Origin of the sequence: Bombilactobacillus bombi (assembly GCF_013607485.1) — a bacterium.
GTDB classification, from domain to species: Bacteria; Bacillota; Bacilli; order Lactobacillales; family Lactobacillaceae; genus Bombilactobacillus; species Bombilactobacillus bombi_A.
In genome coordinates, this window is sequence record NZ_SCHP01000035.1 from 1 (window position 1) to 12,644 (window position 12,644).

The window sequence follows — 12,644 nt, forward strand, 5'->3', positions numbered from 1 at the left end:
AGCCGCCAATTTGGATTTTATGCTCATAATAAATTAACATCCTTTTCTGTATAGAAAAATCATAACATAAATTATTTAATACTTTATAGTTTTCCAACAAGAAATGTGGAACTTTAAGATAATTTAGGTATAATTAAAAGCAGTGAACTGATTGAAAGGGGCCAAAAAAGTGGCACAATTATTTTTTCGTTATGGAGCAATGAATGCCGGTAAATCAATTGAGGTCTTAAAAGTTGCTCACAATTACGAAGAACAAGGTAAAAAGGTTTTATTAATGACTAGCAGTTTAGATACTCGTGAAGGTCAAGGTAAAATTGCTAGTCGTATCGGCTTAAGCCGGGATGCTTTTGCTATTCAAGATGATACCAATTTGCGAGAAGTTGTCCAAGTTAAATGCCCCCAAGCAGCTTGCGTTTTAGTCGATGAAGCACAGTTTTTAACTATTACGCAAGTCCAGCAATTGGCGCAAATAGTTGATGAATTAAAAATTCCTGTGATGACTTTTGGTTTAAAAAACGATTCGCAAAATCGGCTCTTTGCTGGAAGTCAGGCATTATTAATTTATGCTGATAAAATTGAAGAAATGAAGACCATTTGCTGGTTCTGCCGCAAAAAAGCGACAATGAACTTACGTATCACTAATGGACAGCCAGATTACGGTGGGGAACAAATTCAAATTGGCGGCAATGAGAGTTATTATCCTGTGTGTCGTCGGCATTATTTTAAACCACCTTTAGATAAAATTGAGAAAGTAGGATAGAAAGTGGATAAAATTTTTGATCAACTAGAAGGATTAGTTGAACGCTATGATGAACTACAAGAAATGATGAGTGATCCGGAAGTTATCAATGATACCCCGCGATATTTAAAAATTTCTAAAGAAGCCGCTGAGATGGCAAAAGTTGTTTCTGAATTCAAAAAATATCAGCAGCTTAAAGATGAAATTACACAAAGCAAAGAGGTTCTTAACGATAGTAAGGATCCAGAATTAGAGGAATTAGCTAAAGATGAAATTGCCGAACAAGAAGCAGAACTCCAAGCTACGGAAGAGCGGATTAAAATCCTAATGATTCCTAAGGATCCTAATGATGATAAAAATATCATTATGGAAATTCGCGGCGCTGCTGGTGGTGATGAAGCTAGTTTATTTGCGGGCGATTTATTAGATATGTATGAGCGCTATGCTGAACGACAAAATTGGAAATTTGAAATTGTCGATGAGAATAAGACCGAAGTAGGCGGCTATAAAGAAGTTGCCATGATGATTACGGGTAAAAATGTTTACTCAAAGTTAAAATTTGAAAATGGGGCTCATCGGGTGCAGCGAATTCCAGCGACAGAATCAGCCGGTCGAGTTCACACTTCAACGGCTACTGTTGCGGTAATGCCTGAATATGATGAAGTTGACCTGGAAATTGATCCTAAAGATATTCGTGTTGATGTTTATCGTTCTTCCGGGGCTGGAGGGCAGCATATTAATAAAACTTCTTCAGCTGTGCGGATGACCCATATTCCTACGGGCATTGTAGTAGCTATGCAAGACCAGCGTTCCCAACAGCAAAATCGGGAAAAAGCGATGCAGATTTTACGTTCACGGGTTTATGACTATTATGAGTCTCAAAACCAAAATGAATATGATGCTGAGCGCAAATCAGCAGTAGGTACAGGAGATCGTTCTGAACGTATTCGTACGTATAATTACCCGCAAAATCGTGTTACTGACCATCGTATTGGGTTATCTTTAAATAAACTCGATAAGATTATGAACGGCCAATTGGATGAAATTATTGATGCTTTAATTTTGTCAGATCAGACTAAAAAGTTGGAGCGAATCCAAAATGGAGAAACCAAGCTATATTAATGCCCTAAAATGGGCTTTTTTAATATTAAAAAAACACCAGCAAGATCAAGATATTGCTCGCTACCTCTTGTTAGAGCGAACAGGTTGGAATTTGACACAATTAACGCTGCATCAGACCGAAATTATCTCCACATCTTTGTGGCAACAATTTCAACAAGATATTGCTTTAGCTATTCAAGGTTATCCGCCTCAATATATTTTAGGGTATGCGTGGTTTTATGGCCGAAAATTCTATGTGAACCGTGCCACCTTAATTCCACGTCAGGATAGTGAAACGATGATTGCCCAGATTTTACAAGATGTACCCGCTGCAAAGCGAGTATTAGAGTTGGGAACAGGATCGGGGGCTTTAATAATTTCCCTGGGAAAAGAAGGTCACTATCAACAATTAACAGCTACAGACATTTCGGAATCTGCCTTACAAGTTGCTCAAAAAAATAGTACTAAGCAGCAAGTACCCCTAGAATTATTGCACGGTGATTTGTTTGAACCGGTAAGAGGCCGTCAATTTGATTTGATAGTTTTTAATCCTCCCTATATTGCAAATTCGGAGTTAAAGTTGATGGATCAGTCTGTAATAGAATTTGAACCACACCAAGCTTTATTTGCTGCGCAATCAGGTTTAGAATTTTACCAGCGGATATTTGCGCAAATCAGTGCATTTTTAGCACCCCACGGTAAAATTTATTTAGAATTCGGCTTTCAACAGCAAGCAAAAATTAGTAAAATGTTTCAAGAGCAATTACCTCATTGGCAGATCGAATTTTTTCGTGATTTAGCTAATCATCCGCGGTTTTTGCGCTTACAACGAAAAGAGGTGAAATGATGGAAACCGTAATTTTATCAACTCAACAAATAGATCAAGCAGCTCAATGGCTGGATGAAGGTAAAATTGTTGCCTTTCCTACAGAGACTGTGTATGGTTTAGGCGCTGACGCTACTAATCCGGCGGCTGCTAAATCTGTTTATCAGGCTAAGGGGCGACCTAGTGATAATCCCTTAATTGTTCATGTTGATGGTCCCCAAATGGTCTGGCAATATGCTAATGTTGCACAAAAAGCGACTGCTGTAAAATTAATGGATAAGTTTTGGCCCGGGCCATTGACGATTATTTTACCCGTTAAACCTCATGCACTTTCGAAAACAGTTACGGGCGGTTTAGATACAGTAGCTTTTCGGATGCCAGCTAATCAAACCACTTTAAAGTTAATTAGTACGTTAGGTAAGCCGATAGTAGGACCATCGGCTAATACTTCTGGTAAGCCTAGTCCTACCTTAGCTCAACATGTTTATCATGATCTTAAAGGCAAAATCACAGCTATTATTGATGATGGCCCTACAAAAGTTGGCTTAGAATCCACTGTTTTGGACTTAACGAGTAGTGTTCCTACAATTTTGCGTCCAGGGGCGATTTCACAAGAGCAATTAACAGACGTTATTGGTGTAGTGCAAAGTGATCATCATCAAGTCCAGCCAGGTGAAATTCCTAAGGCTCCCGGAATGAAATATAAACATTATGCACCCCAAGCTCAAGTTATTATTGTGGATCAAATTCAAGATTTTGCACCAGCTATAAGTTGGATTCGCCAAAGGCAAGAGCCTTTTGCCATTATGGCAGAACAGCAAGTTTTGGATCAATTAGATGTGACGTCTGCGCAGGCAACGTTTTCGTTAGGAGAATCACTAGATTCAGCTAGTCATTTATTATTTGCTGCCTTGCGGCAGTTTGACCTTAATCCTAAAATTAGATATATTCTGGCTCAAGGTTTTAGTGCTACAGGTCTAGGGGCAGCTTATATGAATCGCTTAAATAAATCAGCTGGGAATGTTCATTTTAAATCACAGGAGGCGTAACATGTCCAAATTTACAGTTTTAAATCATCCTTTAATTCAGCACAAATTAACTTTAATTAGAAATAAAGATACCGGAACTCAAGAATTTCGGGGGATTGTCAATGAAATTGCTGAGTTAATGGTCTATGAAATGACGCGTGATTTGCCATTGAAAGATGTTAAAGTACAGACACCTATGGGAGAAAGTGTACAGAAAATTTTAGCTGGTAAAAAATTAGCAGTAATTCCTATTTTACGTGCCGGTTTAGGGATGGTTGATGGTGTTTTGCGCCTCATTCCCGCGGCTAAGGTTGGCCACATTGGTATGTATCGTGATGAAAAGACTTTAAAGCCCCATGAATATTTTGTTAAACTGCCATCAGATATTGAACAACGGGAATTATTTATTGTTGATCCAATGTTGGCAACTGGTGGTTCCGCTAATATGGCTATTGATGCCTTGAAAAAGCGTGGCGCCCAGCATATGCGCTTAGTCGTTTTAGTAGCCGCTCCAGAGGGCGTACGTGCGGTTCAGGCTAAACACCCTGATGTTGATATTTATGCAGCCTCATTGGATGAAAAAATTAATGACAATGGTTATATTTTCCCTGGACTAGGTGACGCCGGCGATCGACTTTTTGGAACAAAATAATTTTCTGATAAATATTAGTTTTTGCTTTGAATTTGTTGATTGATGGTGGTAATCTGGTTTTATGCTTGAGTATTTTCAAGTTTAACAATAAAAGGGGAGGAAGTGATATCGATTGAATGGTTCTTCTCCACTAATTACACTTGGTGGGCTAACTTTTAATATTGCAAACTGCTTGTCAACTCTCATAGCAGCCGTGGTAGTCTTTGTTTTGTTTTATGCATTGTCGCGCAAAATTGAGATGCGGCCAGGCAAGGCGCAAAATGTTTTAGAATGGATTGTTGATTTTACTAATGGTATTGTCAAACAGTTGATTCCTAACAAAAATCAAGCACAGCCAATTATGTTTTATGTTTTTATAATGTTTGCTTTTGTTTTTGTTGCTAATCAATTAGGATTAATTTTTGAAATTGCCATTGGTGGTCAAACTTTTGTTAAATCACCAACTTCTAGTCCAATTGTGACTATGGCGTTAGGAACGATTTCATTAGTTTTATCACAATATTATTGTGTTCAACAATTAGGATTTAAGGGTTATTTGCATCATTACGTTGAACCAATTTGGTTTTTAACCCCAATTAATATTTTGGAGGAATTCACCAATTTCTTAACATTGTCTTTACGTCTTTATGGTAATATCTTCGCTGGTGAAGTATTGTTGGACTTGTTAGTTCAACTTGCAAATTCCCATGGCGTTTTGACATGGATAGTGGCAATGCCGCTGTCAATAATTTGGCAAGGATTTTCAGTATTTATTGGTTCAATTCAAGCATATGTTTTTGCTACACTATCAACCGTCTATATATCGCACAAGATTGTAGAAGAATAATTTTGGAGGGTATTTTAAATGAATTTTTTAAGTGCAGGTATCGCAGCAGGATTGGCCGCATTGGCCGCTTCATATGGTAATGGACATGTTATTTCTAAAACAATTGAAAGTATGGCTCGTCAACCAGAAATGTCTGGACAATTACGTTCAACAATGTTTATTGGTGTTGGTTTAATTGAAGCTGTTCCAATTTTGGCAATGGTTGTTGCTTTCCTTCTTGTTTTCAAATAAAAATAAAATTACAGAAAAGAAGGGGATGACGTATCATTGCAAAATGAATTATTATTAGCAGCAGAATCTTCATCGCTAGGTGATACGTTGTTTGTTTTAATTGCTTTCATTATTTTGGCTTTGCTGGTCAAGCATTATGCTTGGACTCCAATTACTAATATGATGGAAAAGCGTAATCAAAAGATTACAGGCGACTTGGATTATGCCGATCAGGAACGGCAAAAAGCCGCCGAATTAAAGCAACAACGTGAAGCAGCCTTGAAAAATTCGAAGGTAGAAGCTGTTCAAATTGTTGCCGATGCTAAAAAATCTGGTGAAGATCAACGGCAGACAATTGTAGAGCAAGCCCATTCTGAAGCTCAAGAAATTCAAGTTCGCGCTCAAGCTAACGCTCAGCAAGCTAAAGAAGATGCAATGAAATCAGTACAAAATGACGTTGCCCAACTTTCAGTTGATATTGCCTCTAAGATCATTGGCCGGGAATTATCTGTTGATGACCAGGCAAATATTATCGACTCATATATTAAGGAGTTGAATGCCAGCCATGAAACTAAGTAATGATGAAGTTGGTCGGCGCTATGGCAGAGCTTTGTTTGAGTTTGCGCTTGAGCAAAAGCAAGAACAAGCAATTTTGAAGGAATTGCAAGAATTGGCTGAAGTATATAAACAAGTACCTGAATTAGGTGATATTTTGACAGATGCTCGTTTATCAAAACTAGAAAAAGAAAAAGTATTGGCTACATTGACCAATTCGGCTAGTAAGATAATGCAGAATTTTCTCAAATTGGCGTTTGCTTACCGTCGCCTTAATGCAATTCCAGAAACTGCTGCTGCCTATGAAAAATTGTATGATAAATTTACGGGAACTTACGATGCAATTATTACTTCAGCTGTTGAGTTAAGCTCGCAACAAGTCGAAAATTTAAAAACTGCGTTAGCAAAAAGGTTAGCAGCACAATCAATAAATGTTACTACCAATGTTAATCCCGCATTGATTGGCGGCGTGATTATTCAAGTAGGCGATCAGGTGATTGATGGTAGTATTGCAACGCGGATTAAAAAGATTAATCGAGTGCTGTTGAATGATTAGTAATAAATATAGAGGTGAAACTAATGAGCATCAAAGCTGAAGAAATCAGTTCGTTAATTAAAGAGCAACTGAAGAATTATCATGACGATTTGGCAGTTGAAGAAATTGGAACTGTGACTTACGTTGGTGATGGTATTGCCCGTGCTCATGGATTAGATAATGTTATGTCTAATGAGTTATTGGAATTTACTAATGGCTCATTTGGGATCGCCCAAAACCTTGAAACTAATGATGTAGGTATCATTATTTTAGGAAAATACGATGATATTCGTGAGGGCGATCGTGTTAAAAGAACTAAAAGAATTATGGAAGTCCCAGTCGGTGAAAATTTAATTGGCCGCGTAGTTAATCCATTAGGACAGCCAGTTGATGGTTTGGGTGCAATCCAAACTGATAAAACTCGTCCAATTGAAAATACTGCTCCGGGTGTTATGGATCGACAATCAGTTTCTGAACCTTTGCAGACTGGTTTAAAGGCCATTGATTCTTTGGTACCTATTGGCCGTGGACAACGTGAGTTAATTATTGGTGATCGGAAAACTGGTAAAACCTCAATAGCAATTGATACGATTTTGAATCAAAAAGATCAAAATATGATTTGTATCTATGTGGCTATCGGTCAAAAGGAATCAACCATTCGTTCGCAAGTGGAGACATTGCGGAAAATGGGAGCGATGGATTATACCATTGTTGTAGAAGCTGGCCCAAGTGAGCCTTCTCCATTGCTATACATTGCCCCTTATGCTGGTGCAGCTATGGGTGAAGAATTCATGTACAACGGTAAGCATGTTTTGATTATTTATGATGATTTAAGTAAACAAGCTGCAGCTTACCGGGAAATTTCTTTACTATTACGGCGGCCACCAGGGCGTGAAGCTTATCCTGGGGATGTCTTTTATTTGCATTCACGTTTATTGGAAAGAGCAGCCAAATTAAATGATAAATTAGGTGCTGGTTCAATGACTGCTTTACCAATCATTGAAACCCAAGCCGGAGATATTTCTGCTTATATTCCTACTAATGTTATTTCTATTACTGATGGACAAATTTTCTTACAAAGTGATATGTTCTACGCTGGTAATCGTCCAGCTGTTGACGCGGGTACTTCTGTGTCACGTGTTGGTGGTGATGCCCAGATCAAGGCAATGAAGAAAGTTGTCGGAACCTTGCGTTTGGATATTGCATCTTATAATGAATTAGAGTCTTTTGCACAATTTGGTTCCGATTTGGATGAAGCTACTCAAGCTAAATTAAATCGTGGTCGGATAACGATGGAAGTCTTGAAACAGCCTTTGCATGCCCCAATTCCTGTTGAAAAGCAGGTTGTGATTTTCTATGCTTTGACACATGGATTTTTGGATAATTTAGATGCTGATAAGGTTCCAGACTTTCAACAAGGATTATTTAATTTCTTTGATAGTAATCATGCTGATTTGCTTAAGGAAATTAAAGAGTCTGGCAATCTTCCTGATGAAGAAAAGATGACTCAAGCAGTCAAAGATTTTGCTGATGGTTTTGAAACTACGGCTACATCATCAGACCAAGCAGAACAATAGTAAGGGGGTATGACTAATGGCAGAATCCTTAATGGATATTAAGCGCCGCATTGCTTCAACTAAGAAGACAGGTCAAATCACTCATGCTATGCAAATGGTATCTGGTGCCAAATTGACACAGATTGAGAAAAAATCTAATTCTTATCTGCTCTATGAAAAAAGACTTCAAGAGACGATGGGACATCTAGTTGCTAATAAGATTATTAGTTTATATCAAAATTCAGGTGTAGAGCAGTCTCAAGATATTATGTCTTTAGATCATCTTTTAAAAAAGCGTCCTATCAAAAAAACAGGTTATATTATAGTGACCTCTGATCGAGGATTAGTTGGCAGTTATAATTCAACAATTATTAAGGCTACATTGGATTTGCTGGAAAAGAATCATCACGGTGATAAATCTAAATTTACTATTATTGCTGTGGGCGGTACTGGTGCTGATTTCTTTAAAAAACGTGGTTGTAACATTGCTTATGAATATCGTGGCGTTGAAGATGTTCCCCAGTTTGAAACCATAAAAAAATTGGTGAAAACTTGTGTTGAATTATTTGATGCTGGTGCATTTGATCAGCTATATATTTGTCATAATCATCACGTTAATTCATTGACATCCACTTTCACAGTTGATGAATTACTGCCAATTTCACGTGATGTTGCTGACGATGTTGATTATGAAAATTTAGATAATTCTAACAAATATATAATTGATCCTTCTGTAGAAGTTGTTTTACAAAAGTTAGTACCTCAGTATGTAGAAAGTCTAGTTTTTGGATCAATTATGGATGCCAAGACTGCTGAACATGCTGCTTCGATGACGGCAATGAGGACTGCCACTGATAACGCTGATGATTTGATTTCAAATTTATCACTCAAATATAATCGTGCACGCCAAGAACAAATTACTACTGAAATCACTGAAATCATCGGTGGTGCATCAGCATTAGAATAAGAAAGGGGTTGTTTAAATGAGTCAAGGGAAAGTAGTGCAAGTTATTGGCCCCGTTGTTGACGTTGAATTTCCGTTAGATGGTTCTTTACCAGATATTAATAATGCTTTGCGTGTTAAAACAAGTCAAGGCAGACAAATAACATTGGAAGTTTCATTGGAATTAGGCGATGGTGTAATGCGAACAATTGCCATGTCTGGTACTGATGGATTACAACGTGGGACTGTAGTTGAAGATACTGGTAAGTCAATTAGTGTACCAGTAGGCGATGTTACATTAGGCCGAGTATTTAATGTTTTAGGTGAAACCATTGATGGTGGTGATCCGATTGATGAAAGTGTCCAACGTGACAGTATTCATAAAGAAGCTCCTAAATATGATGAATTAAATACAACTTCAGAAATTTTGGAAACTGGTATTAAAGTTATCGATTTATTGGAGCCGTATTTACGAGGTGGAAAAGTTGGCCTCTTTGGTGGTGCTGGTGTTGGTAAAACGGTTTTGATTCAAGAGCTGATTCATAATATTGCTCAAGAGCATAATGGTATTTCTGTTTTTACTGGCGTTGGTGAACGGACTCGTGAAGGTAATGACCTATACTTTGAAATGAAAGCCTCTGGAGTTCTGGAGAAAACCGCAATGGTATTTGGACAAATGAACGAATCGCCCGGTGTCCGGATGCGAGTAGCTTTAACAGGTGTTACTATGGCTGAATACTTCCGTGATGTTGAAGGCCAAGATGTGCTGTTATTTATTGATAACATTTTTCGATTTACTCAAGCTGGTTCTGAAGTTTCAGCTCTGTTAGGAAGAATGCCATCAGCTGTTGGTTATCAGCCAACATTAGCAACTGAAATGGGTCAATTACAAGAGCGTATTACTTCCACTAAGAAGGGCTCTATCACCTCAATTCAGGCTGTTTATGTTCCGGCCGATGACTATACTGATCCTGCTCCTGCAACAGAATTTGCTCACTTGGATGCGACCACTAACTTGGAACGGAGTTTAACGCAACAGGGTATTTATCCCGCAGTTGATCCGTTAGCTTCTACTTCTAGTGCCTTAGATCCTACAATTGTTGGAGAAGAGCATTATCAAGTTGCCACTGAAGTTCAGCACGTCTTGCAACGTTATCATGAATTACAGGATATTATTTCTATTTTAGGTATGGACGAATTGTCTGACGAAGAAAAAGAAATAGTTGCTCGGGCACGGAGAATGCAGTTCTTCTTATCTCAAAACTTCCATGTTGCTGAACAGTTTACTGGTCAACCTGGTTCATATGTGTCTATTAAAGATACTGTGAAGGGATTTAAAGAAATTTTAGCTGGTAAATATGATGATGTACCCGAAGATGCTTTCCGGAGTGTTGGAACCATTGATGAAGTTTTGGAAAAAGCTAAAAAAATGGGGTATCAACCTAATCCGCAAGCAGATACAACGGAAGATGATAATAAGGCTGTTGCAGCTAATTAATGGAGGGAATAGATATGGACGAAAAGGGTATTTTTCAAGTCAATATCGTCACTCCTGATGGACAAGTATATTCACATCACTCACGCCGATTAATTGCGCGTGCTACTGATGGTGATTTAGGTATTTTAGCTAATCATTTGCCCATTATTGCTACTTTACAAATTGCTGAAGTTCGTTCTTTACGGGCAGACAGTGATAATCATGAAGATGCAATTGCAGTTAATGGCGGCTATCTGGAATTTCAAGACAATGTAGCAACTATCATTGCAGATAGTGCTGAACGCGCGCGTGATATTGATTTACGGCGTGCACGTTATGCTAAAGAGCGTGCAGAGCAACAAATTGAAAAAGCTAAAGAAGTTAATGATGTTGATGATCGTTTACGAGCTGAAGTAGCTTTAGCACGTGCGGTTAACCGTATTAATGTTGTTTCTAAACATCGTTAAAATTATTGATTGATTTGTGGATTAATACTCTAGATTATTGCATTATCTAATAATCTAGAGTATTTTTTACTGTGTTCTACCACAAAGAACTGGTTTTTGTTAAAATTAAGAAGTACGATATTTTAAAGGAGATAATTTTGAAACAAATCGGAATACAAAACTTATTAATTATTTTTAGTCATATTTTTTTTATATGGATTGCTTTTTTAGCTGTTCAAACTTTGGATTGGGATAAGATATTACGTCCTCAAATTAATAACAATTTGGGAAAGCTATTGTTAATTTTTGTGGCGGTTACTCTTGGATATTCAGTGAGTTCATTTTTTATCAGTTTGATTCAGGCTTGTCAAAATTTAGTATTTATCTTGTAAAAGACATTTCAGATAGTAAAAATCAGAGTATAATGAAAAATTATGATATAATTTTGTGCATGTAAAGGTTGTTTGGAGGCAAAAAGATGGCAAAGTCTATTGGAATTGATTTGGGAACAGCAAATATTTTAATTAATGTTAAAGGTGAAGGGATTGTAATTAACGAGCCTTCTGTGGTTGCTGTTAATACTCAGACCAATCAAGTAGTAGCGGTAGGTACTGAAGCTTATAAAATGGTAGGTCGAACTCCAGGAAATATCCGAGCCATTCGGCCGTTAAAAGATGGTGTTATTGCAGATTTTGATATCACAGAAAAGATGTTGAAATACTTTATTGAAAAAACTAATGTTAAAACAATGTTTTCACGTCCTCGAATTATGATTTGCTGTCCCACCAATATTACATCCATCGAACAAAAATCCATTATTGAAGCAGCTGAACAAACCGGCAGTAAGGATGTTTATCTTGAATTAGAGCCTAAAGTAGCTGCAGTTGGTGCTGGTATGGACATTTTTAAGCCCCAAGGTAATATGGTGATTGATATTGGTGGAGGAACCAGTGATATCGCTATTCTTTCAATGGGCGATATTGCTGCAAGCAAATCTATTCGCCTTGCTGGTGATAAGATGAACATTGCCATCCAAAATTATGTTAAAATCCATCACAACATAGTAATTGGGGAGCGGACGGCTGAAGATGTCAAAAAGCAAATTGGCACAGCTTTTGAACCTGATCCAGAAAAAACAATGGCTATACGGGGGCGAGATGTCCAAACTGGTCTACCAGTGAGTGTGACTATTTCTGAAGTTGATGTTCAAACAGCCTTAAATGATATTTTTTATACAATAATTGATGGAGCAAAAACAGTCTTAGAACAAGCTCAACCAGAATTGTCAGCTGATATTATTGATCATGGAATCATGTTAACTGGGGGAGGCTCATTGGTTCGAGGCATTGACAGATTATTTGCTCGAGAATTACAAGTGCCGGTAATTATTGCTGAAAGTCCTTTGGATACTGTGGCTTTAGGGACTGGTATTTTGTTAGATCACATTGAAAATCATGAGCAATATTAATTAAAGGATAAAGATATGAATAAATCGTATGGCAATAAACTGTTAAAAACTATTGGCTGGATTATTATTGCAGTGGTGATTTTATTTGTTGTGGGAACAATGATTGGCTCAGTGATTGGTGGGGGTAATCCCTTAACGCCACTTTTGCCAAGTACTTGGTCTCACATTATTCAATTTTCCCGGTAAGAACTTTGTTACGAAAAATATTGCTTAAATTAATCAAAGCTTATCAAAAATATATTTCTCCAGGATTACCGCCATCTTGTCGTTTTTATCCTACAT

Annotated in this window: 17 protein-coding genes; all 17 read left to right on the forward strand. The window is 37.5% G+C overall.

The annotated features are described in order from the left end of the window. Positions 1-169: 169 nt before the first annotated feature. Entirely contained in the window at positions 170-760 is a 591-nt protein-coding gene (locus tag EQ827_RS06510; protein WP_181190187.1) for a thymidine kinase, read from the forward strand. A 3-nt stretch (positions 761-763) separates the two neighbouring features. Beyond that, positions 764-1,861, forward strand: a complete 1,098-nt coding sequence (gene prfA, locus EQ827_RS06515; protein ID WP_181190188.1) for a peptide chain release factor 1 — start codon at positions 764-766, stop codon at positions 1,859-1,861. Beyond that, positions 1,839-2,687: a peptide chain release factor N(5)-glutamine methyltransferase gene (prmC, locus tag EQ827_RS06520; RefSeq protein ID WP_181190189.1), complete on the forward strand. Its 849-nt coding sequence runs from the start codon at positions 1,839-1,841 to the stop codon at positions 2,685-2,687. The genes prfA and prmC overlap by 23 nt, the downstream gene beginning before the upstream one ends. Continuing rightward, complete coding sequence (locus tag EQ827_RS06525) at positions 2,687-3,715, forward strand: L-threonylcarbamoyladenylate synthase (RefSeq protein ID WP_181190191.1); 1,029 nt, start codon at positions 2,687-2,689, stop codon at positions 3,713-3,715. Before prmC ends, EQ827_RS06525 begins: the two co-directional genes overlap by 1 nt. Position 3,716: 1 nt before the next feature. Next, entirely contained in the window at positions 3,717-4,346 is a 630-nt protein-coding gene (gene upp, locus EQ827_RS06530; protein WP_181190192.1) for a uracil phosphoribosyltransferase, read from the forward strand. Between the two features lie 112 nt (positions 4,347-4,458). After that, the gene (gene atpB / locus EQ827_RS06535; RefSeq protein WP_181190193.1) at positions 4,459-5,172 is read left to right on the forward strand and encodes a F0F1 ATP synthase subunit A; all 714 of its coding nucleotides are present in this window, start codon (positions 4,459-4,461) and stop codon (positions 5,170-5,172) included. Between the two features lie 18 nt (positions 5,173-5,190). After that, complete coding sequence (gene atpE / locus EQ827_RS06540) at positions 5,191-5,403, forward strand: F0F1 ATP synthase subunit C (RefSeq protein ID WP_181190194.1); 213 nt, start codon at positions 5,191-5,193, stop codon at positions 5,401-5,403. 36 nt (positions 5,404-5,439) lie between these two features. After that, positions 5,440-5,961, forward strand: coding sequence for a F0F1 ATP synthase subunit B (atpF, locus tag EQ827_RS06545; RefSeq protein ID WP_181190195.1), 522 nt, complete (start codon positions 5,440-5,442; stop codon positions 5,959-5,961). Further along, positions 5,948-6,493 carry an ATP synthase F1 subunit delta gene (gene atpH, locus EQ827_RS06550; protein ID WP_181190197.1) on the forward strand — a complete coding sequence of 182 codons (546 nt, stop codon included), beginning with the start codon at positions 5,948-5,950 and terminating at the stop codon, positions 6,491-6,493. Before atpF ends, atpH begins: the two co-directional genes overlap by 14 nt. Before the next feature lie 23 nt (positions 6,494-6,516). Beyond that, the gene (atpA, locus tag EQ827_RS06555; RefSeq protein ID WP_181190199.1) at positions 6,517-8,049 is read left to right on the forward strand and encodes a F0F1 ATP synthase subunit alpha; all 1,533 of its coding nucleotides are present in this window, start codon (positions 6,517-6,519) and stop codon (positions 8,047-8,049) included. A 16-nt stretch (positions 8,050-8,065) separates the two neighbouring features. Continuing rightward, positions 8,066-8,995 (forward strand): F0F1 ATP synthase subunit gamma, encoded by a 930-nt coding sequence (locus EQ827_RS06560; protein ID WP_181190200.1) that lies wholly within the window; start codon positions 8,066-8,068, stop codon positions 8,993-8,995. A gap of 16 nt (positions 8,996-9,011) precedes the next feature. Beyond that, on the forward strand, positions 9,012-10,469 hold the full coding sequence (atpD, locus tag EQ827_RS06565) for a F0F1 ATP synthase subunit beta (RefSeq protein WP_181190202.1): 1,458 nt from the start codon (positions 9,012-9,014) through the stop codon (positions 10,467-10,469). 14 nt (positions 10,470-10,483) lie between these two features. Beyond that, positions 10,484-10,915: a F0F1 ATP synthase subunit epsilon gene (locus EQ827_RS06570; protein WP_181190204.1), complete on the forward strand. Its 432-nt coding sequence runs from the start codon at positions 10,484-10,486 to the stop codon at positions 10,913-10,915. A 137-nt stretch (positions 10,916-11,052) separates the two neighbouring features. Further along, positions 11,053-11,286 (forward strand): DUF1146 family protein, encoded by a 234-nt coding sequence (locus EQ827_RS06575; protein WP_181190205.1) that lies wholly within the window; start codon positions 11,053-11,055, stop codon positions 11,284-11,286. Positions 11,287-11,372: 86 nt separating this feature from the next. Then, the gene (locus tag EQ827_RS06580; protein WP_181190206.1) at positions 11,373-12,362 is read left to right on the forward strand and encodes a rod shape-determining protein; all 990 of its coding nucleotides are present in this window, start codon (positions 11,373-11,375) and stop codon (positions 12,360-12,362) included. A 15-nt stretch (positions 12,363-12,377) separates the two neighbouring features. Next, complete coding sequence (locus tag EQ827_RS06585) at positions 12,378-12,548, forward strand: DNA-directed RNA polymerase subunit beta (RefSeq protein WP_181190207.1); 171 nt, start codon at positions 12,378-12,380, stop codon at positions 12,546-12,548. A 20-nt stretch (positions 12,549-12,568) separates the two neighbouring features. Continuing rightward, a partial coding sequence (yidD, locus tag EQ827_RS09260) for a membrane protein insertion efficiency factor YidD (protein WP_373563511.1) occupies positions 12,569-12,644 on the forward strand: 76 nt, incomplete at its 3' end.